The organism is Limosilactobacillus portuensis, assembly GCF_028607025.1.
Taxonomy (GTDB): Bacteria; Bacillota; Bacilli; order Lactobacillales; family Lactobacillaceae; genus Limosilactobacillus; species Limosilactobacillus portuensis.
In genome coordinates this window covers 1,204,296-1,230,564 of record NZ_CP117296.1, presented here as the reverse complement: position 1 = coordinate 1,230,564, position 26,269 = coordinate 1,204,296, and the positions used below count along the sequence as shown (strand labels likewise).

Sequence of the window (26,269 nt, the reverse complement as noted above, 5' to 3'; positions counted from 1 at the left end):
CGTACGAAAGCGTTAAAAATTTAACGCAATCGCACGCTTTTATTATGGGCGGCTATAAAAAAGGCAGGTGCCAAAAAGGCATCCACCCACACCGGCTTGTGAGCTGGAAAATACTCACTACACACGATGTAATCTTTATCTGTAAACATATTATATCATAAATAATCTTTGTAGATTGGAGGTGAATACATGCATAGCATTGCGGGGTATTCGTGGGATGAGCTGTTGGCAATCGTAACTATTTTTTCAATCGTTGGTGGATTCTTGATTTGGTTGCTTAACTTAGCAATTAAGAATGGAACTGAAAAGCTGTCAAATGTGGTAAAGGATCTGATTGTAAAGATTGATAACCTAAGTCACACAATGGATTCGATTGAATCAACAGCCAATCGGACAGCCGATCGGGTTGATTCACTAGAAGATCGCTTTGAGGAGCATATTGGTGAGGCAAAAGTACGAAATACAAGGATTGCCAATTTAGAGCATGAAGTATTTAAGAAGGGTGACAAATAATGAATGAAATTATTAATGCAATTCCGGAATATGTAATTACAGCGGTTGTTTCTACCGCTATTTTTTATCTCATGAATGCAGGGAAGAACTTACTACACAGCAAGGTTCAACATGCCAAAACTACTCAATCAAAAGAGCTGTGGAGCTTCATTGAACAGGTTGCTAATACGGCAGTCAACTCCTTAGTAAGTAAGGACATTACTGGTGATGCTAAGTTCGCCCAAGCAACGGCAATTGTACAAGATGCACTTGCTAAGCAGGGCTTTACTAACGTTGATGTGAAGTCGATTGAATCAGCAGTGCAATCAGCTTATGAAAAGTCAAACTTAACTGGTAATGATACTACTGACCCGGTTAAGGTTGCCATTCAAAACGCACCTAACCGGGCTAATGATTTAACAAAGGAGGCTGATTAGCAATGGCATTGTATACAGTTGATGTTTATTCTGGAAGTTCCGATAGTATTATTCAAGATTCACACGCTGATGGGGTCATTGTTAAAGCCACCCAAGGCACTAGCTATGTTAACCCCCGTTGCAATCACCAATGGGACTTAGCCGGACAATTAGGCAAGCTACGGGGACTGTATCATTACGCGGGTGGTGGCAATCCTGAAAGTGAAGCCCAATATTTCATTAACAACATTAAGAACTACGTTGGTCAAGGTATCTTAATTCTTGACTGGGAAAGTTACCAAAATAGCGCTTGGGGCGATGCTTCATGGTCGTTGCGCTTCGTTACAGAAGTACATCGACTTACTGGAGTATGGCCTTTAATTTATGCACAGGAATCGGCGTTATGGCAGGCTGCTAACTGTGCTCAATACTGCGGTGCCTGGGTAGCTAAGTATGCATCAATGACTTGGAACAGTTGGACTTTACCAAACATGAGCGTTTCTTCTGGTGCTTTTGGCGCCCTGACTGGTTGGCAGTTTACCGGTGGCGACATGGACCGAAGTATCTTCTACCTTACGAAGGAGACGTGGCAAAAAATGGCTAATCCAAGTGCAAGCAACAATGGCTGGCAAGGTTCAGGTGACGCCTGGCATTATTACGAAAACGGAACACCAGTTAAGAACGACTGGCGCAAGGTTGATAATCGTTGGTATTACCTAGATGAGTCTGGGAATATGATTACTGGTTGGCAACAGATTAACAATCATTGGTATTACTTCGATATTAACCATGACGGAACGTTTGGTGCTGCTCTAACTGGCTGGCAACAGATTAATGGTCATTGGTACTACATGGATTCGGATAACGCTTGGTGTCTCACAGGTTGGCAAACCATCAATGATAAGAAGTACTACTTTGATCCAGAGAATGCTTGGATGTTAACTGGCAAGCAAACCATTGACGGTAAAGAGTATGTCTTTGATGAAAATGGCGTCCTGAAAGAAGAAACTACTCAGGAAACTAAGCCAGCTGAAGTAAAGCCAATTGTTGATAAGCAGATTATGCTTGATGATCAGCTTAAAGCCTACATTCAAAGTGAAGTTAAGGCACAACTTGCAAAATTAAAAATTAAAGTGGAAGAATAGGAGGATAGACCCTCTGGCAATGTAACACGGCCCGGGTGGTTGTTGCAGATAATGCAATGGCCACTCGGGTTTTTGTCGTATAATAATTAATTAAGATATATATATATTATGAATAAGGAGCTGATATAATGAATAAAAGGTTAAGAGGACAATTCGTTAAAGTTCCAAGTAAAAAAATAAGCAAGGTTGTAAATAAAACTGTTGATATTAATCCTAAATCAACTATGAATGAATTATTAGAAAACCCTAAATTAGTAAAAACTTTGCAAAAGTTATCATTAGTTTAAAATAAAAAAATCCATCAGGGATAACTGATGGCAATGACGATATACTAGACTTGACAGTTAAAGTATATCGTCTTTTTTATTTCCGTAAAGCGAACAGCTGTTTATGCGATAGTGTAATTGGGTTGGAACAAAAAGAGCACTTCCACAAAGTAGTGGAAGTACTCTTTTTTGATAGTTGGGACACTATTGCGACACCAGCTAGTTCATAAACGTTGATAAATCAACCTTTTAGTAACCTTAAAGACTACTTGTTGTAGAATTCAACGATAAGTGATTCGTCGATATCAGCATCCATGTCTTCACGGGCAGGAATGCGGTTTAACTTACCTTCAAGCTTGTCAGCGTCGAAGTCAACGTATGATGGACGAGAAACAACTGCTTCAACAGCGTTCTTGATAACATCAAGGTTCTTTGACTTATCACGAACAGCGATAACTTGGCCAACACTAACTTCGTATGAAGGAATGTCAACGCGCTTACCATCAACGGTAATGTGACCATGGTTAACCAATTGACGAGCTTGACGACGAGTAGTAGCTAAACCGAGACGGTAAACCATGTTGTCAAGACGACGTTCAAGTAAAGCCATAAAGTTGGCACCGTGAGTACCTTCTTTGATTTTACCGGCACGTACGAAAAGGTTTGAGAATTGACGTTCAGTCATTCCGTACATGAAACGAAGCTTTTGCTTTTCACGAAGTTGAGTACCGTATTCAGAAAGCTTACCACGACGATCACGACCATGATCACCAGGAGCGTAAGCCCGACGAGCTAATTCCTTACCAGTACCTGAAAGTGAAACACCTAAGCGGCGTGAAAGACGCCAGCTAGGACCTGTATAACGTGACATAAATAAAATCCTCCAATATTTTTGTTGGAGTAAAATAATCCGATGTGAGATTGACATTCGTGCAGGCTGATCTGAATTGTTCACCCTTGCAGCTGGGTTACTAAAAACACCTTATGGCACCAGTCTGTTGACGAGCTTGCCCCTCACTGCTGCATTATTTTACACAAAGAATAATATACAACAACTATTCCTTATTAGTCAATAGTTGCCATGAGCCGCCTAGCAAATTCTTCCATTTCGCTAGCAAATGATTGATTAAACCGATTGAGGATTGGTGCATCTAAATCAAGGACACCATAGAGTGAGCCGTCCTGTTTTAACATTGGGACAACAAGTTCTGACTTGGCAGCACTATCACAGGCAATGTATGAAGAGAACTTAGAAACATCGTCTACAATTTGTGTTTCTTTAGTTGAGGCGGCAACCCCACATACTCCCTTGCCGAGTGCAATATGCATGCAGGCAACCTTCCCCTGAAATGGTCCAAGATCAAGCTGATCGTTTTTAGAGTTGTAAAGATAAAAGCCGGCCCAATTTAGATTATCTACGCTCTCATTGATTAATGCGCTTGCGTTTGCTAAGTTAGCGATTGCTGAATGTTCGTTAGTCAATAGTGCGGAAAGCTGTTCATTTAGCAGGGATAATTCTGTCATAATCGTCTCTTCTTTCTGTTAATGTTAAATTGATTCCAGTAATGGTAGCCCATTATGGTATAATTTTCATAGAATTTTAGAGCCGATAGATATAATTTGTCAATGATGGCTAAAAAATGTGTAGGTGGATAAATTGGTTTTTCAAATAATAATTGGGATTTTAATTGTTCTTGCAATTATCTTGGCGGCATTATATTACTACCAAAAGCGGTTAATCCGTCAATATGAGCAAATTGATGCACAAGTTAAGCAGTTACAGGAAATGAAAATTGAGCAACACTTTAAAAAGGTTGAGCAATTGAAGGTAACTGGCGATTCCCAGGAGCAATTAAAGAAGCTCAAAAAAGACTATCAAGACAAGGTTGTTCCTCAAGAAAAGAAGCTAGTGGCCGAGTTAGCAACAATTAAGTCACTAATTCATACAAGTAAAGCCCTCGTCCTTTCTAAACAGTTAAGTGATTTGGAATTAGCGGTTTATCAATTGAACGATCAGTGCTTACAAATAAAAGCTTCACTTCATCATTTAGAAGAGCTGCATCAAGCTCATAAGCGGGCAATCGATCAAATCAAGCAACGTTATCGTCATTTCCATCACGTCCTTGATGAAAAGAGCTTTGAATATGGCGATAGTATTAAAATGCTTAATGATCAACTTGAAGAGCTTGAACATGAATACGATCAGTTTTCTAAGTTAAGTCAGACGGGAGATTTTGATGCTGCTCAGCAGGTGTTGACTGATTTAAAGCAGAATAATCAAAAACTGGCAGACTTGATTGAACAAGTTCCGAAGCTTTATAAACCATTGATTGCTGAATTTCCTACTCAGTTAAATGAATTGGCAAGTGGCTATAAGCAATTAACTAAGCAAAATTATCGGTTTACTATGGATAACATTCCTGAAAAGGTTGATCAGCTACGGCAGTTATGCCAAGAGGATCTCAAGCAGATTAACAATCTTCAGCTTGACGGGGTTGAGGATTCGATTAAAGACATTGCTGATCAGATTGACGATTTATATGCAGCAATGCAAAGTGAAATTGATGCGCGACCACAAGTCGAACATCTGATGGGAGTTTTAGGAAAGTTTATTAACCATGCTGCAACCCAAAATAATGAGTTGAGTAATGAACTTGAGCGGTTAAGCATTAATTACACGTTGAATAACCACGAAATTGAAACTGCTCGTTCATTAAATGAACAGATTATTAATATTGAAAAGGAATATAAGAACGATCAGGCTGCAATCAATGATCATAATGCAATTTATAGTCAAGTCCTTGCACGGCAAAATAAAAATGAACGTTCTTTAAAAGAAATTGAAAAGCAACAGGCAAAGATTAACGATGAGGTTGCTAAGTTGCAAGGCGATCAGCAACGGGCTGAACAAATGCTGCAAAAGTATTCAACAAAGCTGCGGACGACGCGGCGACAAGTTGAGCAACTAAATTTGCCTGGATTACCAAAGGATTATTTGAACTACTTCTTTGGGGTTAGTGATGAGATCAAGCGGTTAGCTGATGAACTCCAAAAATATAAAGTTAATATGGATGAAGTTACTAAACAACTAATCATTGTTGAATCAGACTTAGAAACTCTTGGTGAAAAGACAAATGATATTCGTGATAGCGTTGAGCTAACTGAGCGACTTCAACAATATGCTAATCGCTTCAGTGATGAGCCAAAAATTGCTGCTGCAGCGGCAAAGTCTCAGGAAGAGTTTAATAAGTTTAATTACACGACAAGCTTAGAAACGATTGCAACAGCACTAGAAGAAGTTGAGCCGGGTAGTTATAAGCGAATTGAAGATAGCTACTATAATGAAAAATAAATTTAAGAGGGTAAGAAAAGCAGATGTTTTTCTCACCCTCTTAATTATTATCTGTTATAATAAAAAACTGGTTTATTGGCGTCGCAACCAAAATATCTATCCAATTTTAGCGCATTAATAATATTTATAATCAAGCTTTGTTTGATGAAAGGAAAATAAGCATGATCTATTTTGATAATAGTGCGACAACTCAGGTAGCACCTGAAGTTCTCCAAACCTATAACACGGTTAGCCAAAAGATTTGGGGTAACCCAAGCAGTCTTCATAATTTTGGGGAAGAAGCTTGGAACCTGTTGGAACAAGCACGACAACAAATTGCTAACTTATTTCACGTTAATCCAGGCGAAATAATTTTTACTAGTGGTGGTTCCGAAGGGGATAACTGGGTAGTTAAAGGAACTGCGATGGCAAAACAACGCTTTGGTAAACACATTATTACAACTTCGGTTGAACATGCCGCTGTTCGTAACCCAACAGAACAGCTAAAGGAGTTGGGCTTTGATGTGACTTATCTTCCCGTTGATAAGGAAGGACGAATTAATCCAGCAGATTTAAAAGCAGCTATTCGTCCAGACACGATCTTGGTTTCAATTATGGCAGTAAATAATGAAGTTGGAACAGTTCAACCAATTAAAGAAGTTGGTGAAATATTAAAGGATTATCCGAATATCCATTTTCACGTTGATGCTGTTCAAGCAATTGGCAAGGGAATTGATGCCGCCGTTTTTAGTGATCGGGTTGACTTTGCTACATTCTCTGGACACAAATTTCACGCCCCTCGGGGAACCGGCTTTGTTTATGTTAAGGCTGGGCGAAAGTTAGCGCCGCTAGTAGCTGGTGGTGGTCAGGAACGCGGATTACGGAGCGGAACTGAAAATACTCCTGGTGACGTTGCAATGGCCCGAGCAATTCGGTTAGTTAAAGAGGGCGAGGCTGATGCTATCAAGCGTGAACAAGCCATTAAAGACCGAATTTATGACCACATTAAGCAGTTTGACCACGTTAAGATCTTTTCTGGACGTGATCAGGGATTTGCCCCCCACATCCTTTGCTTTGCAATTGTCGGTGTTCGTGGTGAAACAATCGTTCATGCGTTTGAAGATCAAGGAATTTATATTTCAACGACCAGTGCTTGCTCATCAAAGAAACATGCTGAAGCAGGAACACTGGCTGCAATGAAAGTTCCAGAAGACGAAGCAACGAGTGCGGTTCGGATTAGTTTAGGCGATCAGAATACGCTGGAAGAAGCAGATCAGTTTAATAAAACCTTTGATAAGCTCTATGCAGGATTTAAGAAAATTATTGAATAGGAGGGAGCGATACTAGTGGATTATACTGAGATTATGGTTCGGTATGGTGAATTATCAACCAAGGGCCATAACAAGAAAAACTTCATTGACCGTCTTGGTACTAATGTACGAAAGGCGCTTCATCGCTTTGAACAGGTTAAAGTTCATGCTCAGCGAGATCGCCTTCACGTCGAATTAAACGGGGCTAATTACAATCAAGTAATGGAACGATTACAGGATGTTTTTGGAATTCAAAATTTCTCACCATCAATTAGGGTTGAGAAAAGTTTTGAAGCAACTGCTAAGGCTGCCGAGCAAATGATCCGTGAACAGGTTAAGTCCCCAATTACATTTAAAATTAATACCCGTCGTTCTGATCATAAGTTTCCAATTGATACGTTTGAAATGAATGATCAACTAGGCGGCTATCTCCTGAAAAAGTTTCCAGATCTTTTGAAGGTTGACGTTCACCATCCTGATTTAACGCTCCGGGTGGAAATTCGCTTGAACGGGATCTTCCTTTCAAGTGAAACCATTAAGGGTGCTGGTGGTCTCCCCGTTGGAACCGCTGGTAAAGGAATGATGATGCTTTCGGGTGGAATTGATTCACCTGTTGCTGCCTACCTAGGAATGAAGCGGGGCGTTTCCATGGAAATGGTTCACTTCTTCAGTCCGCCATATACTAGTCCTCAAGCCCTTGCAAAGGCAAAGCAATTGACGGAAAAACTTGCTAAGTACAGTGGGAGTATTAAGTTCATCCAGGTACCATTCGCTGAAATTCAGGAAACCGTCAAGGAGAAGGTTCCAGAAGGATATTTAATGACCGTACAGCGACGGATGATGCTGCGATTAGCCGCTGCACTAACGATGAAACGTCATGGCTTAGCAATCTTTAATGGTGAATCTTTAGGACAAGTGGCATCGCAAACGATGGAAAGTATGCTAGTAATTAATGACGTTACTAGCCTTCCGGTATTGCGACCGGTTCTTTCTTATGATAAGACCGAAATTATCGATGTAGCGAAGAAAATTGATACTTACGATCTTTCTATTTTGCCATACGAAGACTGCTGTACTGTCTTTACACCGCCTTCGCCAAAGACTAAACCTGATCTTGAAAAAACCCGGAAATACGAAGAACGTTTGGATATTGACGGCTTAATCAAACGGGCGTTAGACGGGATTGAAATTACTGAAATTCATTCTGGTGAAGATTTCTTAAACCAGAATGAGGACGTTTTTGCAGAACTTCTTTAAACTTCTGCTTGACGATCGTTTTTAAATTGGCTATTATTACAAACAAATAGTAAATGCGTTGATCAAAAGAGTAGGTAGCTATTTTCTTTGCAGAAAGGGAATAGTTGATGGGATATTCCTAGAAAATAGTTATTGAAAGTAGTTTGGTAGCACTCTAACTAAAATAATAGTAGGTTAGAACGGTTCATTTTACCGTTATAAAATGAATGAGTGAGACTATAATTAGATAGTCTAAAATAGGTGGTACCGCGGAACTCGTCCTATATTTTAGGGCGAGTTTTTTTATTTTTTCAACGTAAAAATACTTGTTAATTAACTACTTAGAGGAGGACTCATGATGAGTACTGAAAAAGATATGTCCACTAAGTATGACCCAACAGCTGTCGAAGCTGGTCGTTATCAATGGTGGATTGATCAAGGCTTATTCAAGCCTAGTGGAGATAAAAAGGCACATCCATATTCAATTGTTATTCCGCCGCCGAATGTTACCGGAAAGCTTCATTTGGGTCACGCATGGGATACAACGTTGCAGGATATGATTATTCGTCAAAAGCGGATGCAGGGATACGATGTCCTTTGGCTTCCGGGGATGGATCATGCCGGAATCGCTACCCAGGCAAAGGTTGAAGCACGGCTACGCAAACAAGGAATTTCACGTTACGATTTAGGCCGAGAAAAATTTGTTCAACAAGTTTGGGACTGGAAAGATGAATATGCTGACATTATTCATAAGCAGTGGGCTAAAATGGGAATTTCCGTTGATTATGATCGGGAACGATTCACCCTTGATAAAGGGCTGAACGAGGCTGTTCGGAAGGTCTTTGTTGATCTTTACAATAAGGGATTAATTTACCGGGGAACTTACATTATTAACTGGGATCCGCAAGCACGGACCGCATTGTCAGATATTGAAGTTATCCACAAAGACGATAAAGGGGCATTCTACCACGTTAAATACCCATTTACTGATGGAACCAAGTTTAACGGTAAGGACTACATTGAAATTGCTACTACTCGTCCAGAAACAATGTTTGGTGACGAAGCAGTTGCCGTTAACCCGCATGACGAACGGTACAAGGACTTAGTTGGTAAGCATGTTCGCGTCCCATTAGTTGATCGGGAAATTGAAATTATTGCGGATGACTATGTAACTCCTGACTTTGGTACCGGGATGGTAAAGATTACCCCAGCTCACGATCCAAACGACTTTAAGGTTGGTAAGCGCCACAATCTTCCTGAGCTAAATACCATGAATGAAGATGCTTCAATGAACGAAAATGCCGGGAAATACGAAGGAATGGACCGGTTTGAAGCTCGAAAGGCAATGGTTAAGGATCTGGAAGATCAAGGCTATATGCTTAAAGTTGATCCAATTGTTCACTCAGTTGGTCACTCAGAACGGACCGGAGTTCAGGTTGAAGCACGGCTTTCAACTCAATGGTTCGTTAAGATGAAGCCATTAGCAGAAGCTGCCTTAAAGAATCAGGAAACTGACGATCGCGTTAACTTTATTCCTGAACGCTTCGAACATACCTTTACACAATGGATGGAAAACATTCATGATTGGGTTATTTCTCGTCAATTATGGTGGGGACACCGGATCCCGGCTTGGTATAACAAGAAGACTGGTGAAGTTTATGTTGGGATGGAGGCACCTAAAGATGCTGAAAATTGGGAACAAGATAAGGATGTTCTTGACACCTGGTTCTCAAGTGCTCTTTGGCCATTCTCGACAATGGGTTGGCCAGACACCGATTCCGCGGACTTCAAGCGTTACTTCCCAACTAACACTTTGGTAACTGGTTACGATATTATCTTCTTCTGGGTTTCCCGGATGATTTTCCAATCACTTGAGTTTACTGGCAAGGCCCCATTCAGAAATGTTTTGCTTCACGGGTTGATTCGTGATGAACAAGGCCGGAAGATGAGTAAGTCTCTTGGTAACGGAATCGATCCAATGGACGTAATTAAGAAATATGGTGTCGATGCCTTACGGTGGTTCCTGATTACCGGTTCAACCCCTGGACAGGATATTCGCTTTAGCTATACCAAGATGGATGCTGCTTGGAACTTTATTAACAAGATTTGGAATGCTAGTCGTTACGTTATTATGAACCTTGGCGAGATGCCAGCACCTGTTCTTCCGGAAAAGGATAAGTGGGATTTGGCAGATCGCTGGATTTTAAGTCGGTTAAGCGCGACTGTTAAGCAAGTTAATGCTCAGTTCGAGAAGTTTGAGTTTGGTGAAGCAGGTCGAGCACTTTACAATTTCATTTGGAATGACTTCTGTGACTGGTACATTGAAATGACTAAGGAAAAGCTTAATAATGGGACAGCTGAAGAGCAGACCAATACGAAGAATATCCTTGGTTACGTTTTAGACCAAATCTTGAAATTAATGCACCCGATCATGCCATTTGTTACAGAAAAGCTTTGGCAATCAATGCCGCATGATGGCAAGTCGATTATGGTTGCTAAATATCCAGTTGCTCATGATGAATTCGACGATGATACTGCGACTGAACAAATGGGCCACTTAATTGAATTAATTACCGCGGTTCGGAACATTCGGAACCAAGCAAATGCCCCAATGTCGAAGCCGGTTGATTTGATCATTAAGGTTGAAAATGATCACCTTGCTGAGACATTTGAAGCAAACAAGGATTACATTGACCGCTTCTGTCATCCAGAAAAGTTAATTATTGGAACCGATGTTGAAACACCTAAGCTTGCTTTATCCGGGATTTTGACCGGAGCAGAAGTTGACATTCCAATGGCGGAATTAGTTGACTTAGATGAAGAGCGAGCACGGATGAAGAAAGAGATCGCTAACTTAGAAAAAGAAGTTCAGCGTTCGGAAAAGAAATTAGGCAACGAGAACTTTGTTAAGAATGCACCAGAAAAAGTTGTGGAAGAAGAACGAACTAAGGCTAAAGAATGGCAACAAAAACTTGATGCTGCTAAGGATCGTTTAGCTTCACTTCAGGATGCTTAATTATTACTTATGATATGGAGCCCCATAGTTGGATGAGAAATTCTAATTATGGGGTTTTGCTATGCCTAAAATTAACGATTGACTAATTAAGCCGTCCTTACAAAATAAGCAGGTGAACCGACAGCTTAGTTCAAATTTTAATTCTTTATTTTTATGAATTGCATATCATTTGATAAGATGAAAAGCACAGCTAAGTCAAGCGATTAGATTTGAAAAAAGATTAAAATAATTCGGAATAAAAATTGTAATTATTTATCAACAGTATTATGATTAAAGGTGAATGAAACACGGTAACGGTTTCACGTTTATTTCTTTTTCGGAGGGAGGCCTTTATTATGAGTATTCTTAGTCTTGCTCGATTCCAATTTGCAATGACGACTGTTTACCACTTTTTCTTTGTTCCATTTACTATCGGAACAGCCTTCATTGTTGCAATTATGGAATCAATGTATGTTCATACTAAGAATGAATCATATAAAAAGATGACAAAGTTTTGGGGGAATATCTTCCTGTTAAGCTTTGCTGTCGGTGTTGTTACAGGTATTATTCAAGAATTTCAGTTTGGGATGAACTGGTCTGATTATTCACGGTTCATGGGGGACATTTTTGGTGCTCCATTAGCCTTGGAAGCTTTGCTATCATTCTTTATTGAATCTACATTTATTGGTCTCTGGGTATTTACCTGGGATAAGGTAAAGCCAGGGCTCCATGCTTTCTTTATTTGGATGATCAGTTTTGGTTCACTTACTTCCGCTCTTTGGATTTTGACCGCCAACTCATTTATGCAACACCCGGTTGGTTACGCCATTCGTGGTGGTCGTGCAGTAATGGTTGATTTTGGTGCCCTATTGAAGAATCCTCAATTATGGTTTGAATTCGGTCACGTTATCTTGAACGCAATTATGATGGGTGGGGTAATCTTCGCTGGATTAACCGCATTCCAGTTATTGAAGAAGCGTGAGATTTCCAATGAAGCACGAACAATTTACAAGAAGACAATGCGTCTTAGCTTGTGGATGTCATTGATTTTTGCGATCTTTGGTCTTGTACTTGGTGATATGCAAATGCAATACCTTGTTAAGGAACAGCCAATGAAGTTTGCTGCTACTGAAGATGTTTACACCACAACTGGTGAGCATGCTCCATGGACTATTGTCGGAATCGCTAACACGAAAGAACATAAGGTTCAAAATAACATTGATATTCCAGATATGTTAAGTATTTTGTCTTATCACAAGACAACCGGGGCCGTTACCGGGATGAATGAACTGAATGCACAATACAAGAAGAAGTATGGTAAGAATATTGATTATTATCCACCAGTAAATACACTATTCTATAGTTTCCGGATTATGTGTGCAATTTCTGCTTGGATTATTCTAGTTTCATTCGTTGGCTTGATTATGAGTCGTAAGAAGTCGGGATACCTATACAAGCATAAGTGGACACTTTGGATTTTGGCACTAACCACCTTCTTACCATTTATTGGTAACACTGCTGGTTGGTTCGTTACAGAATTTGGTCGTGTTCCATGGACCGTTTACGGACTCTTTACTATTCAACAAAGTGTTTCGCCAAACGTTTCTGTTGCCTCACTATTAACTTCTAATATTGTTTACTTTGTATTGTTTACAGCGTTAGCAATTACCTTGATTGGGTTAATTGTTCATGAGTTGAAGAAGGATCCAACTCAAACGATTGAGCCAAAGTTCAAGAAGGTTCTTGATCCATTCGATAAGGAGGCGTTCTAAATGAGTTTTCTCCAATTATTATGGTTTGTTTTGATTGGTGTTCTCTTTGCTGGCTTCTTCTTCCTCGATGGTTTTGACTATGGTGTCGGAATGGCAACCGTTACGTTAACTAGTAACGAAGCAGAACGTGATCAAATGGTTCGGACGATTGGTCCTGTATGGGATGGAAATGAAGTTTGGCTAATTACTGCCGGTGGGGCAATGTTTGCCTCTTTCCCATACTGGTACGCAAGTTTATTTAGTGGTTACTACATTATTTTGATGTTAGTTCTGGTTGGCTTGATCATTCGTGGGGTTTCTTTTGAATTCCGTGCAAAGTCACCAATGCCACGAAAGCGGATCTGGGATTGGGCACTCGGTATCGGAAGCTTTATGGCACCATTCTTCCTGGGAGTTATGTTTATCAGCATGATTCAAGGAATGCCAATTGATGCTAACGGGAACTTCCACGCAACTTTCTTTGATTACATTAATTGGTTCTCCGTTGTTGGTGGGGTTGCTTTAACCCTCTTAACATACCTTCACGGACTTAACTATATTGCATTAAAGACTGCTGGAGATATTCGTCAACGGGCAAATAATGTTGCCCAGTTCCTCTACTGGGTACTTTATGTTGGGTTGGTTGTCTTTGCATTGATGCTGATCTTTATGACCGACTTCATGAAGGTTCACCCAGTCGCAACAATTGTAATGCTAGTTGTTATGGTTGCTTTAACCATTATTGCTCAAGTAGCAGCGATCAAGGGGAAGGAATTAACTGCCTTTATTGCTAGTGGATTAACTTTAGTTGCATTGGTTGTTCTTCTGTTTGTCGGCTTATTCCCACGGGTACTAATTAGTTCAATTAGCCCACGGTATGACTTATTGATTCAGAATGCATCATCAACTCAGTACACATTGACAGTAATGACAATTGCTACATGCTGCTTATTGCCATTTGTTCTTGCTTACACGATCTGGGCATACTGGATTTTCCGTAAGCGGATTGCAATGCCAGTTGTTACGGAGGCTAAGTAAGCATTATGATTGATCGATTACTCTTCATGCTTAAGGGGAGCAAACAGATCATGATAAAGCTTGTAGGGTTTTATGTCCTGCAAGCTTTTCTTATCATTGGTCAAGCAATTTCGCTAGCTTCACTATTAACAAATCTTTGGGCTGGTCATTCTCTGGCAAGTGAATGGGGCTGGCTAGTTGGATTTATTAGTTGTTTTATTGGTCGGCATATTATTAATTGGCTCGATACTGTTTTGCTTGATAACTATGCCCGGAAAACCGCACAGCATTTACGACAAGAATTACTAGCTAAACTATTTAAGCTTGGCCCGCAACTAGTTCAACAGCAAGGTACGGGGAATATTGTTACGTTAACTTTAGACGGGATTTCTGAAGTGGAAAACTACATTAATCTTTTGTTTAGTAAGTTTGTTAGCATGATGATTATTCCAGTGATGCTTCTGATTGTTTGCTTTTGGTTGGACTGGATTTCTGGTCTGGTAATGTTGCTTGTTTACCCATTAATAATTCTTTTTATGATTATTCTTGGTTATGCCGCCAAGGCTAAAGCCGATCGTCAATATGCTAACTTTCAAGTTCTGTCAAACCACTTTATTGATTCATTGCGGGGAATTGACACACTAAAGTATTTTGGCTTAAGCAAACGGTATTCTAAGAGTATCTTTCGCTCAAGTGAACGTTTCCGAAAATCAACGATGAGTGTTATCCGGGTTGCAATGTTATCGACTTTCGCTCTTGACTTCTTTACCACCCTGTCAATTGCTGTTTTGGCGGTTTTCTTGGGTTTACGGTTGATTGAGGGGCACCTATTACTGTTTCCGGCATTGGGAATCCTAATTTTAGCTCCAGAATACTTCATGCCGATCCGTAATTTTGCCAATGATTATCATGCAACTCTCAACGGAAAGAATTCATTTCATGCAGTTGAAAGAATTTTGCAAGAAGAAGTTCCGCCTGAACCGCATGTTAATCTCAAAAAATGGCAAGCAGATAGTAAATTGGAGTTAAACGATGTGGAATTTCAATATGAACACGGGAGTCAATTAGCACCAGTTAACATCAACCTTCACGGCTTTCAGAAAGTGGGAATTGTGGGGATGAGTGGGGCTGGGAAAACCACTTTAATTAATCTTTTAGGCGGTTTCCTCCATCCCATATCCGGAACAATAAAAATTCAGGGACAAACTGTTAAAACCTTAAATATTGAAGATTGGCAAAAACAGATTATTTATATTCCCCAGGATCCATATATTTTTGATGATACTTTGCGAAACAACATTTGTTTCTATACGCCGGATGTTAGCCAGGAGCAAATTGATAAAGCTATTGAAATGATGGGCCTTACATCACTGGTCGCCGAATTACCTGATGGCCTTGACACAATGATTGGTAAGGGGCATCGGCAATTAAGCGGTGGTCAGGCACAACGAATAGCGCTTGCTCGGGCCTTCTTGGATCAATCGCGGCGAATCTTGATCTTGGATGAGCCAACCGCTCACTTAGATATTGAAACTGAACTAGAATTGAAGGAACGGATGATCCCAATCATGAAGGAACACCTTGTCTTGTTTGCTACTCACCGGTTGCATTGGATGCGACAGATGGATTACATTATTGTGATGCGCCATGGTAAGATTATCGAACAAGGAACCTATGATCAATTAATGGCTAAGCCAGGATATTTCACAGATTTGGTGTTTGACCGTTCAAAGGGGGAAGATTAATGAATAAAATTCCATTATTAAAAGCCCTCCGTCATGATCGATGGGTTCGACCATTCCTCAAAAAATATCGTTGGACATTAGTATTAGCTATTTCATTGGGAATTTTAACCTTTGTTTGTGCTGGTGGTTTAATGTTCACTGCTGGTTACCTAATCAGCAAGTGTGCAACAATGCCGTTTAACATTTTACTTGTTTATGTTCCAATAGTATTAACACGGGCATTCGGAATTTTTCGTCCCGTATTTCACTATGCTGAACGATTAACGAGTCATAATTGGGTCTTTAAAATGACTTCAATGTTTCGTAAGAGACTTTATGACTCATTAGAAAAGGATGCAGTGTTTTTCAACAGCAAGTACCGGATTGGTGATATCTTAGGGTTGCTTTCTGAAGATGTTGCCCATATTCAAAACCTATATTTGAGGACTATTTTTCCAATGTTGGTTGCTTGCGGGCTGTATCTCATTATTGTAATTGCTCTGGGTGCCTTAACGCCATGGATGGGATTGTTAATGTTAATCTTATTTGGGTTAATTATTTTTGGAATCCCAGTTTGGTCAATCTTGGTTAATGGAGCACGTCAAGAACAGGAAAAGGAAGCAACTAACAGGCTTTATTCTGACTTAACTGATAACGTGATGGGAATTACTGATTGGGTGCTTTCAGGGAACTCTAGTAAGTATCTTCAGCGGCATGATAACGATGAAAAGAAATTGTTGAATTCGCAACGACAAATGCACCGGTTCAATAATTTCCGTGACTTTGTTCTCCAAATGTTAATTCTCCTGGTTATTATTTCATTAGTAGTCTGGGGCTCCTATCGTTTTGGCGGTCATTGGGGTGCTAATTGGATTGCTGCATTTGTTCTCTGTGTTTTTCCGTTGGATGAAGCTTTGGCCGGATTGCCAGCTGCTGCTCAGCAAACGAACGTTTATACAGATTCATTAGTCCGTTTGAATAGCCTCCCAGAACCTAGTAAGGATAAGCAAGCGATCTCGCAAATTAAAGCGCCGTACCAGATTGATATTGATAATGTTAGTTTTCGGTATTCACCAGATACAAAGCAAATTCTGCAACACTTGAATTTACAAATTAAGCCTGGTGAGAAGTTAGCGATTCTTGGACGTAGCGGAACCGGGAAAAGTACGTTAGCCAGTCTAATTCGTGGTGATCTGCAACCTACCGAAGGACAGATAACGATTAATGGCGAGCCAACAGCCAAATTTGGTGATCAAATTGCTAACTATATTGGCGTTGTTCACCAGTCGCCATACTTATTTAACACGACAGTTTTGAATAATATTCGTTTAGGAAATGAGGATGCAACGGAAGAAGATGTTTGGAGCGTCCTGAAACGAGTCGGTCTGGAAGAAAAAATTCGTCAATTGCCGGATGGCCTAAACACAAAAATCGGCGAGGCTGGACTGATCTTTTCTGGTGGTGAACGCCACCGGCTGTCCTTAGCTCGGATCCTGTTAAAGGATGTTCCAATTGTTATTTTAGATGAGCCAACTGTTGGCCTTGACCCGCTAACTGAACAGCAGGTTATTGATACTTTTATGAACGAATTAGCTGGGAAGACACTTATTTGGATTACGCACCATTTACAAGGAATTGATGCAATGGATCGCGTGATCTTCCTTGAAAATGGTAAAATAACAATGAGTGGGACACCACAAGAGTTATGGGAAAATAATCCCCATTACCAAAAACTCAAAAAAGCAGATCAAGGTCTGTAAAAAAGAAGCATAATTGCTGAAGAATGTTTTATACTATTACTTAAATAGGGGATGAATTATTTATGAAAAAGATTGTTGTATTAGGTGCGGGATACGCGGGCCTAAAAACTGTTGTTCTCCTTCAAAAGAAGTTGAAGGGTGAAGGACGAATTGTCTTAGTTGACCGGAATACTTACCACTACGAAGCAACTGACCTCCATGAAGTAGCTGCGGGAAATTTGCCACCTGCAAAGATTTCATATCAAGTTAGTGACTTGATTAATTCTAAGGTAACGACCTTTATTCAAGATGAGGTTGTTAAAATTAATCCTGATGATAAAACAGTTGAATTAGCACATCGTGAACAACCATTAGATTATGACTATTGTGTTGTTAGTCTTGGGTTTACTTCTGAAACGTTTGGAATCGAAGGGGCTAAGGAAAATGCGCTTCAAATGACAAACGTAAAGGAAGCACTTGAAATTCACAGGCACATTGTTGATAAGATGAAAGATTACAAGATTACCAAGAATCCTGATGACTTGAAGATTATCGTTTGTGGTGCCGGATTTACTGGAATTGAATTAGCGGGTGCACTAGTTGATGCTCGTCCACGCTATGCCCAAATTGCCGGGGTAAAGCCTGAAGATATTCAAATCTCACTGATTGAAGCCTCAGAACGTCTTTTACCAATGTTTAACCAAGATCTTGCTAATTATGGTGTTAACTTGGTAAAGAAGCTTGGAGTTCATCTTTACACAAGTTGCTTGATTTCACGGATTAAGCCAAGTACCGTAATTTATCAACATGGTCGTGGCAATGGTGATGAATCAATGACTGCTGGTACTATTATTTGGACAACCGGTGTTAGTGGTAGCCCAGTAATGGCTGAGTCTGGTTTTAATGAACGACGTGGTCGGGTTGTTGTTACTGATCACTTAAATGATCCAGATCACGAAGACCTTTACATTATTGGAGATGTGGCAGCGGTTATGGCTCCAGGTTCACCTCGTCCATACCCAACTACAGCTCAGTTGGCACTTTCAATGGCTGATTATGTGGCTGATGACATTGCCGATCGGGTAAGAAAAGGCGAACGGTTAAGCGAACCATACTCATACAAGTCACTTGGTACCGTTGCTTCAGTCGGTAATACACGTGCTTTTGGTGTTGCTATGGGACATGAAGTTAAGGGATACATCGGTTCGTTCATGAAGAAAATGATTGCTAACCGTTCACTCTTAGAAGTGGGGGGATTGAAGGAACTCCTTGCTAAGGGACGGTTTGATTTGTATCACTAGAATAGGGAGAGATAACTAGCTCGCTAGTTCATCTTCGAACCCCACACAAAAAGGTTTCAACGTTCGGGATTTCCTGGCGTTGAAGCCTTTTTATATCCTGTGTCGTTTGCATATCATCTAGGTAATATAACTTATGTCACAACTCTTTTATTTTCTATATACTGCATTGTTTATCTGGAAAGTGAATTCTATGTTCTGGGGATGGAGTCCATTTGCCGATTAAATTATGTTAAGATGTGGTATTAAGTTAATTAAGTGGAAGGAATAGGAAATGATTGAATCATATGCTGAAGCGCTGAATTTTATTCATGGACGGACAAAATTCAAAAAAATTCCAACGTTAGACCGGATGAAACTTTTCCTCGAAAGGTTAGGAAACCCGCAAAAGGGGTTGAAGTACGTCCACGTTACGGGAACAAATGGCAAGGGCTCAACCGTTGCAATGTTAAGAGCAATGTTAATGGAGACGGGGCTAAATATAGGGAGCTTTACTTCTCCATTTATTACTCGCTTTAACGAACGAATAGCACTGAATGCTAAGCCGATTAGCGATGAAGATTTGACAAGGTTCGCCCGCAAAGTAGAACCGGTTGTTCAGCAGTTAGACCAGGAATTACCAACCGGTGGACCAACTGAATTTGAAATTGATACTGCAATTATGTTTTGCTATTTTGCAGAAAAGCAACCAGATTTAGTTCTTCTTGAGGTTGGTATTGGCGGTCTATATGATTCGACAAATGTAATTACACCGTTAGTAAGTGTGATTACCACCGTAAGTTGGGATCACATGAAATATCTTGGTGATACTTTAGCCAAAATTGCTCACCAAAAGGCGGGAATTATTAAGGAGAAAGTTCCCGTAGTGATCGGTCGGCTTTCCCCATCAGCGCATCAAGTAATTATGGAAGAAGCAACCGAAAAGAATGCCAAAGTTTATGAACTGGGTAAAGACTTTTCAGCGCGGAAAATTAACCACAATGTCATTAAAGCGGAGATTATATATGATGGTGGTCAATTGCATCATTTTCGGAGTAATCTCGGGCTAGCTGGTGACTACCAAGTTGAAAATTCTGTAATTGCAATTACAACAGTACAAATAGTACTAAAGAAACTAGGAATCCCGGTAGTTGCCGCTGACTTGAAAAAGGGGTTAGCACTGACTCAGTGGCCTGGCCGGATGGAAACGGTGATTAACGAGCCGCTAGTATTATTGGATGGGGCGCATAATCTTCCCGGAATGCAGGCGTTAGTTAAAACAATTCACGATGATTTTAGCGATCGTGAAGTATACGTCCTCGTTGCTATTTTAGCTGATAAACAATATGAGCTAATGCTTGGTGAATTGGCTAGTCTGGGGAATGTGCATTTGATGGTTACTAATTTTGCGGGTCCCGGACCTCAGCGACCGAGCGCTAATCTAACTACTACAATTAGTGAGTTTAAGACGAAACACCCAATCCAGGTTGCAGAAAATTGGCAGACTGGGTTCGTCAAGTTATCTCAAGAATTGGCAGCCGATGATGTAATGATTATTACTGGCTCGCTCTATTTTGTTTCTGAAGTTAGAAAAAATTTAAAATAAAATAATGCAAAGCTCTTTTTATTCCGTCATGTATATATAGAACGGAAAAAAGGAGTTTTTATTTATGTTTACATCAGAATCAACCCAATACCTACAGCTTGTTAGCAGAATTCTAATTGATGGTAGTGAAGAAGCAAATGTACTATTTCGGCAGTTTATTAGTCAGTATCCAACGCCAATTTCAATCAAAAATATGACAAATGCTGAAAAAGATAAACTGATTGAAGAAGATGAACGAATGGAAGTTCTTCTTGCAGCAATTGAACTTGGGGCAATGGTGGTCCGGAGTCAGGCGCCATTGCTTGGCCACGCTTATTCTAGCCAACTGTTAAGCACTGAGATGATGGATCGGTTAAGCGGGGAAAAGCAAGAAAGCCTCTATTTAGTTGGTACGGATGTCCATAATGATATTATTGATATTAAAAAAATGTTTGTTGGCGGATTGAGCGAATGTAGTGTTTACCCTGACCGGGTTTTCCGCCGGGCGTTGTTACAATCTGTAAATGGGATTGCAGTGGTTCATAATCATCCCTCTGGGAATGTTGAACCGTCATCAGCTGATATCGCGATGATTAAGCGATTAGAAAGTGGCAGTCGGATCTTAGGAATAACGTTCCTTGATTTTCTCATTATTGGTCAGAATAGTTATTATAGTTGGCGTGAAAATCAGGCATTTCACAAAAATGAGGAAGAAAAAAGTTAAAGAAAACGTTAATTTATCAAAGAATAAGCCTTTTGTGGCAATTTATTGTGTATATTAAGGTTCGTATATGGCTTTTTGCTATGGTATAATATGCTCGATATTAGATTGAAAATAATTTACTAAAATGAAGGGAAGAAGCAGATTGCTAGGAATCGGAACCAAAAATATTGGCATCGACCTTGGAACAGCAAACACAATTGTGTATGTTGAAGGCAAAGGAATTGTATTACGTGAACCATCAGTTGTTGCTCGTAATACCAAGACCAATGAAGTTATTTCCGTAGGTAAAGATGCTCGAGATATGATCGGTCGAACCCCAGGTAGTATTACAGCCATTCGGCCAATGAAGGATGGGGTTATTGCCGATTATGACACGACTGTTGCCATGATGAAGTATTACATTGAGAAGGCCCTTGGTAATTCTAACGGTAAGCCATACGTAATGGTATGTGTTCCAAGTGGAATTACTGAAGTTGAAAAACGAGCTGTGATTGATGCTACTCGTGTTGCGGGAGCACGTGACGCTTACGTTATTGAAGAACCATTTGCAGCTGCCATTGGTGCGGGTCTTCCAGTTATGGATCCAACAGGAAGTATGGTTGTTGATATTGGTGGGGGAACTACCGACGTTGCTACTATTTCATTAGGTGGCATTGTTTCTAGTCGTTCAATTCGGATGGCTGGGGATGAAATGAATGATGCAATTGCACAGTATGTTCGTCAAAATATGAATCTGCTGATTGGTGAACGAACTGCTGAAAAAATTAAATGGGATATTGGTTCTGCTTCTACCGATGCTGCTGCTGAAATGGGTTCAACAGAAGTTCGGGGACGGGATCTTGTTACCGGATTACCAAAGACAATGGAAGTTTCTGCAAAGGATGTTTCCGTTGCATTGCAGGATGTTGTTGATTCAATTATTGATGCAATTAAAGGGACTCTGGAAGAAACATCTCCAGAAATTGCTGCTGATGTTATTGATCACGGAATCGTCCTCACCGGTGGTGGTGCATTATTAAAGCACCTGCCTGACGTAATTGCTGATGCTACTAAGGTTCCCGTATTTATTGCAAATGATCCGCTTGACTGTGTTGCAACTGGGACAGGTGAATCATTAAAGAGTATCGATGTAATGAAGAAAAAGTAATAAGTAACGGGATGGGGCTGGTCGCAAAACGATTTGTTTTGTCCAGTCCTTTCTTATTACCTAGTAAAGAAATGCTGGAGGAATAAAATGCGCAAGTTTTTTTCCAATCGACGGCTTGTTATTCTTGTGCTGATTTTAATTGCGTGTTTCGGTTTAATGGCCGGTTCTGTTTCAATGCGTAATCGTCGGAATACGCCTCCATTGATCCAACAATTTGGTAATGATATCGTTGGTTTTGTAGATGGAATCGTTGCTATTCCGGTAAACGCTGTTCAGAGTGGCTTTAGTTCTGTGGGACAATTGATGAATACATATTCTGAAAACCGGGAATTGAAGCAACAGGTAACTGAATTAGCACAAACGAAGGTCCGTGATCAGACCTTAGCAAAGGAAAATAAAGAACTAAAACAAGAGTTAAAGCTTAATAAATCCTTGACTGATTACAATACAATTACGGCTTCTGTAATGATGAGAACACCATCCTCATGGCAGAAACAATTGGTAATCAATAAGGGACAAACTAATGGGATCAAGAAAAACATGCCAGTAATGAGTGGTAGCGGGTTGATTGGTCGAATTAGTGAGGTTAACAAGACTAATAGTAAAGTTGAACTATTAAGCAATACTGGTGAATCCGCCAATCGATTTGCCGTAACGATTGACGGGACTAATGGCCGAACTGTTAACGGAATTATTACCGGTTATGATGCTTCAACTGATGAGCTAATTATGGGGCAGGTTAGTTCTAAGGCTAAGTTGAAGAAGGGGACCAAAGTAATGACGAGTGGTATGGGAGGAGTAACACCCAAGGGCCTTTATGTCGGTCGCGTAACCCGTGTAGGGAAAGACGACTATGGACTAGCTCAAAAGGTATACATTAAGCCTGCTGCTGATATGAATGACGTTAATATTGTGACCGTTGCCGAGCCGGCTTAATCGAGGTGGTTGAATGTATAGATTATCGAGATTAAGATACATTTTTCCGTTAGGGTTGTTTATATCATTGTTCTTAGATGGTTCATTAAGTAATGTCTGGGCAAAGCTATTTTTTAGCTATCCGTATTCAATGATGAGTGAATTAGTGCTGCTGTGGTTGGTTCTCTCGTATTACTTTGAAGAGGATATTGAAATTCCATTAATTCCCTTTGCTGCACTTGCAGGGATCGTATTTGATGTCTATTTTACGGGAATTCTGGGATTAGATATTTTCCTTTTCCCATTAATCGTTGAACTTACTAAAGTTCTTTCGAGATATTTTAGCCAGTCATTTTTAACGATTATTATGATTTTCTTTATTGATATTGTTGCCTTTGTAACGTTAACATACTGGGCATATTCATTGGTCGGGATTACGCATATGAATCTTGGCGATTACCTTGTGTACACTCTTGCGCCAACACTAGCCCTTAACTTGGTTTATTTTGTGATCCTTTATTGGCCAATCCAGGCAATTTATACTTGGGCTTTAACGAAAAAAAGATCTTAGAAAAGGATTGACAAAGTTAATTATCAAGTGTAAGATACATGACAATATCAAAAAACGAAGAACAGACTAGTAAAGAATTAACTTGCTCTTTAGAGAGTTCACGATGGTGGGATGTGAATGGGTTAGTGTTCTTGAATCACATCTGCAAGTTGATCCATTGAAGTAAGTAGGTGGATCCGGGGAAGCCCGTTACAGCGCGGAGTTTAATTAATGAACTTACTGAGGTTGCTTTTGTGAGAAAGTAACAACATGAGGTGGAACCGCGTAAAACGCCCTCATAGTCAATTTTGGCTATGAGGGCGTTTTTCTCTTTCCGGATAATTAGACTCACGAGGTAATTACTGTGAGGTAATTATAAAATGAGGTGGGATCACGACTTGCTCGTCCTCTTAAACTAACACTAGTTTAAGAGGATTTTTTGTTTAACGTTTTTCGCAATTCAAGGAGGTTTTAAAATGTCACTCAATTATGTTTCACAAATCTTGCCCTCACTTATTCAGGGGGCTGGATTAACGCTACAAATCTTTTTTTGGACACTAATTGTTTCAATCCCCTTAGGAATCATTGTAAGTTTGGGACTAACATCGAAGGTTAAGCCACTTAAATGGGTTTTAGAAATTTATGTTTGGCTGATGCGGGGGACGCCGTTACTTCTGCAATTAATTTTTGTCTTTTATGGACTACCAATTATTGGGATTGTTTTTCAACGATACGATGCGGCTTTAGTTGCATTTATTCTTAATTACGCCGCTTACTTTGCTGAAATATTCCGTGGTGGTTTTCAATCAGTTAGTGTTGGTCAATATGAAGCTGCTAAGGTGTTACGGTTAAATTACTGGCAAACCGTTCGAAAGATTATTATTCCCCAAGTTGTTAAAATCGTTATCCCGTCAATTGGAAATGAAGTTATTAACTTGGTAAAGGATTCTTCCTTAGTTTATGTTATTGGTCTTGGTGACCTCTTACGTGCGGGGAATGTGGCAACTTCACGGGATGTTACTCTTGTCCCATTGCTCCTAGTTGGTTTAATTTACCTAATTCTTGTTGGAATTTGCACGTTGGTATTACGCCAAGTCGAAAAGCGGTATTCATATTTTAAGTAAGGAGGAGTAGTCAATGTTAGAAGTTAAAAATTTAAAGAAAAGTTTTGGCGATCGGGTAATTCTTGATAATGTTAACCTAACCGTTAAGGACGATGAAATTCTTTGTATTGTTGGTCCTTCTGGTGCGGGGAAAACGACATTGTTGCGTTGCATTACTGGACTAGATACTCCTGATAGTGGTGAATTCCTGATGGATGGTAAGCCATTTGATCCTCAAGGAACAGGTGCTTCAGATCGGGTGATTGGGGTTGTCTTTCAAGATTTTAACCTCTTCCCAAATCTCTCAGTGATGGAAAACATTACCCTTGCGCCAACGATGGTGCTTAAACAACCAAAAGATGAGGCAGTAAAAAAAGCCCAGGAGTTATTAGCTGAATTAGGTTTGTCAACAAAGGGAAATCTTTATCCCTGGCAATTGTCTGGTGGGCAAAAGCAACGGGTAGCAATTGCGCGGGCTTTAGCAATGAAACCTAAAATTCTTTGCTATGATGAACCGACATCAGCCCTTGACCCTAATCTTCGTCAAGATGTTGCTAACATTATTCTTTCACTAAAGAAGGGTGGCGTAACGCAGTTAGTAGTTACGCACGATTTGGATTTTGCTGAAGAAATTGCTGACGATTTACTGAAGGTTAATCCGCTTGATCAAAGTCGAGACTAAGAATGAGAGGTGTTTGAGATGCGTAAAATTAAATATTGGCTGGTACTTCTAGCTTTAATTACGCCTGTCATTATTCTTAGTGGTTGTGAGAGTGTCACCCAACGTGCGGATACTCAAGATACCTGGAATCGAATTGAACGTAGAAAGCGGGTTATTATTGGACTGGATGATAGTTTTGTTCCAATGGGTTTTCGGCAAAAAAACGGAAAGTTAGTTGGGTATGATGTTGACTTGGCACGGGCCGTTTTTAAGCAGTACGGAATTAAAGCTGATTTTCAACCAATTGACTGGTCAATGAAGGAAACGGAATTAAAAAATGGGACAATTGATTTGCTCTGGAATGGTTATTCAATTAACCCTAGTCGACGGAAAAAGGTTGCTTTCAGTCGACCATACTTGAAGAATAAACAGATTCTTGTTACCAAAAAGGCGTCTAATATTTTAAACTTTGCTGATATGAAGGGGAAATCATTAGGGGTTCAGAATGGCTCAACTGGACTTACCGCATTGGATGAGCGGCCAAAGGTTCTTAAGGACTTAATCAAAAACCAAAAGCCAGTCCTCTATGATACTTTTCCGGACGCATTTATTGATTTAAATGCAAATCGGATTCAAGGAATTTTGATGGACCAGGTATATGCGGATTACTATATTAAACACCAAAAAAATAGTTCTTCCTACAGAACCTATTCTAGTAAAGAACTTCCTGTTGAGTATTATGCTGTGGGGATGCGGAAGGGTGATAAGACTCTTCACCAAAAAATTAATGCTGGACTGGGTAAACTACAAAAGAATGGTGAACTAAGGAAAATTAACCAGAAATGGTTTGGTACTAATAGTAACTACCTTGGTGCGGATTAAAAA

At 40.0% G+C, this 26,269-nt stretch carries 23 protein-coding genes and 2 other annotated features; of the genes, 21 read left to right on the top strand and 2 right to left on the bottom strand.

The genetic code is table 11. From position 1 onward, the window contains the following. Nucleotides 1–189 precede the first annotated feature (189 nt). The 4 genes from PRK60_RS06245 (at nt 190) to PRK60_RS06230 (ending at nt 2,340) form a co-directional block, all read left to right on the top strand. Entirely contained in the window at nt 190–513 is a 324-nt protein-coding gene (locus PRK60_RS06245; RefSeq protein ID WP_148444712.1) for a hypothetical protein, read from the top strand. Continuing rightward, complete coding sequence (locus tag PRK60_RS06240; protein ID WP_273645785.1) at nt 513–929, top strand: phage holin, LLH family; 417 nt, start codon at nt 513–515, stop codon at nt 927–929. Before PRK60_RS06245 ends, PRK60_RS06240 begins: the two co-directional genes overlap by 1 nt. Nucleotides 930–931: 2 nt before the next feature. Next, nucleotides 932–2,053 (top strand): GH25 family lysozyme, encoded by a 1,122-nt coding sequence (locus tag PRK60_RS06235; RefSeq protein WP_273645784.1) that lies wholly within the window; start codon nt 932–934, stop codon nt 2,051–2,053. 128 nt (nt 2,054–2,181) lie between these two features. Then, nucleotides 2,182–2,340: a hypothetical protein gene (locus PRK60_RS06230; RefSeq protein ID WP_273645783.1), complete on the top strand. Its 159-nt coding sequence runs from the start codon at nt 2,182–2,184 to the stop codon at nt 2,338–2,340. 244 nt (nt 2,341–2,584) lie between these two features. On the opposite strand, the gene rpsD is transcribed toward PRK60_RS06230, so the two are convergent. Together rpsD and PRK60_RS06220 are read right to left on the bottom strand one after the other, a co-directional pair. Next, nucleotides 2,585–3,190, bottom strand: a complete 606-nt coding sequence (rpsD, locus tag PRK60_RS06225) for a 30S ribosomal protein S4 (protein ID WP_102168137.1) — start codon at nt 3,188–3,190, stop codon at nt 2,585–2,587. Between the two features lie 194 nt (nt 3,191–3,384). Next, the gene (locus PRK60_RS06220) at nt 3,385–3,843 is read right to left on the bottom strand and encodes a GAF domain-containing protein (RefSeq protein ID WP_273645782.1); all 459 of its coding nucleotides are present in this window, start codon (nt 3,841–3,843) and stop codon (nt 3,385–3,387) included. A 133-nt stretch (nt 3,844–3,976) separates the two neighbouring features. Between PRK60_RS06220 and ezrA the strand changes: the two genes are divergently transcribed. The 17 genes from ezrA (at nt 3,977) to PRK60_RS06135 (ending at nt 26,266) form a co-directional block, all read left to right on the top strand. Then, nucleotides 3,977–5,671, top strand: a complete 1,695-nt coding sequence (gene ezrA / locus PRK60_RS06215; protein ID WP_316243087.1) for a septation ring formation regulator EzrA — start codon at nt 3,977–3,979, stop codon at nt 5,669–5,671. Between the two features lie 161 nt (nt 5,672–5,832). Further along, nucleotides 5,833–6,981 (top strand): cysteine desulfurase family protein, encoded by a 1,149-nt coding sequence (locus PRK60_RS06210; protein ID WP_102168140.1) that lies wholly within the window; start codon nt 5,833–5,835, stop codon nt 6,979–6,981. Between the two features lie 15 nt (nt 6,982–6,996). Beyond that, nucleotides 6,997–8,217, top strand: coding sequence for a tRNA uracil 4-sulfurtransferase ThiI (gene thiI, locus PRK60_RS06205; RefSeq protein ID WP_102168141.1), 1,221 nt, complete (start codon nt 6,997–6,999; stop codon nt 8,215–8,217). 49 nt (nt 8,218–8,266) lie between these two features. Continuing rightward, nucleotides 8,267–8,483: a binding site (T-box leader), on the top strand. Nucleotides 8,484–8,554: 71 nt separating this feature from the next. After that, nucleotides 8,555–11,212: a valine--tRNA ligase gene (locus PRK60_RS06200; RefSeq protein ID WP_273645780.1), complete on the top strand. Its 2,658-nt coding sequence runs from the start codon at nt 8,555–8,557 to the stop codon at nt 11,210–11,212. Nucleotides 11,213–11,547: 335 nt separating this feature from the next. Next, nucleotides 11,548–12,963 carry a cytochrome ubiquinol oxidase subunit I gene (locus PRK60_RS06195; protein ID WP_273645779.1) on the top strand — a complete coding sequence of 472 codons (1,416 nt, stop codon included), beginning with the start codon at nt 11,548–11,550 and terminating at the stop codon, nt 12,961–12,963. Beyond that, entirely contained in the window at nt 12,964–13,980 is a 1,017-nt protein-coding gene (gene cydB, locus PRK60_RS06190; RefSeq protein WP_273645778.1) for a cytochrome d ubiquinol oxidase subunit II, read from the top strand. Between the two features lie 5 nt (nt 13,981–13,985). Beyond that, the gene (gene cydD / locus PRK60_RS06185; protein ID WP_273645777.1) at nt 13,986–15,704 is read left to right on the top strand and encodes a thiol reductant ABC exporter subunit CydD; all 1,719 of its coding nucleotides are present in this window, start codon (nt 13,986–13,988) and stop codon (nt 15,702–15,704) included. Further along, nucleotides 15,704–17,443: a thiol reductant ABC exporter subunit CydC gene (gene cydC / locus PRK60_RS06180; protein ID WP_273645776.1), complete on the top strand. Its 1,740-nt coding sequence runs from the start codon at nt 15,704–15,706 to the stop codon at nt 17,441–17,443. The genes cydD and cydC overlap by 1 nt, the downstream gene beginning before the upstream one ends. Nucleotides 17,444–17,505: 62 nt before the next feature. After that, nucleotides 17,506–18,723, top strand: a complete 1,218-nt coding sequence (locus PRK60_RS06175; protein ID WP_191912277.1) for an NAD(P)/FAD-dependent oxidoreductase — start codon at nt 17,506–17,508, stop codon at nt 18,721–18,723. A gap of 271 nt (nt 18,724–18,994) precedes the next feature. Then, the gene (locus PRK60_RS06170; protein WP_273645775.1) at nt 18,995–20,305 is read left to right on the top strand and encodes a bifunctional folylpolyglutamate synthase/dihydrofolate synthase; all 1,311 of its coding nucleotides are present in this window, start codon (nt 18,995–18,997) and stop codon (nt 20,303–20,305) included. A 64-nt stretch (nt 20,306–20,369) separates the two neighbouring features. Then, nucleotides 20,370–21,008, top strand: a complete 639-nt coding sequence (locus tag PRK60_RS06165) for a JAB domain-containing protein (protein ID WP_273645774.1) — start codon at nt 20,370–20,372, stop codon at nt 21,006–21,008. Between the two features lie 142 nt (nt 21,009–21,150). After that, nucleotides 21,151–22,155: a rod shape-determining protein gene (locus tag PRK60_RS06160; protein ID WP_148444673.1), complete on the top strand. Its 1,005-nt coding sequence runs from the start codon at nt 21,151–21,153 to the stop codon at nt 22,153–22,155. A gap of 87 nt (nt 22,156–22,242) precedes the next feature. Then, nucleotides 22,243–23,091: a rod shape-determining protein MreC gene (mreC, locus tag PRK60_RS06155; RefSeq protein WP_102168151.1), complete on the top strand. Its 849-nt coding sequence runs from the start codon at nt 22,243–22,245 to the stop codon at nt 23,089–23,091. A gap of 13 nt (nt 23,092–23,104) precedes the next feature. After that, on the top strand, nt 23,105–23,641 hold the full coding sequence (mreD, locus tag PRK60_RS06150) for a rod shape-determining protein MreD (RefSeq protein WP_102168152.1): 537 nt from the start codon (nt 23,105–23,107) through the stop codon (nt 23,639–23,641). Nucleotides 23,642–23,689: 48 nt separating this feature from the next. Next, nucleotides 23,690–23,921: a binding site (T-box leader), on the top strand. A 175-nt stretch (nt 23,922–24,096) separates the two neighbouring features. Then, nucleotides 24,097–24,744, top strand: coding sequence for an amino acid ABC transporter permease (locus PRK60_RS06145; protein WP_102168153.1), 648 nt, complete (start codon nt 24,097–24,099; stop codon nt 24,742–24,744). Between the two features lie 13 nt (nt 24,745–24,757). Beyond that, nucleotides 24,758–25,405, top strand: coding sequence for an amino acid ABC transporter ATP-binding protein (locus PRK60_RS06140; protein ID WP_102168154.1), 648 nt, complete (start codon nt 24,758–24,760; stop codon nt 25,403–25,405). A gap of 18 nt (nt 25,406–25,423) precedes the next feature. Beyond that, nucleotides 25,424–26,266: an amino acid ABC transporter substrate-binding protein gene (locus PRK60_RS06135; RefSeq protein WP_273645772.1), complete on the top strand. Its 843-nt coding sequence runs from the start codon at nt 25,424–25,426 to the stop codon at nt 26,264–26,266. Nucleotides 26,267–26,269: the final 3 nt, after the last annotated feature.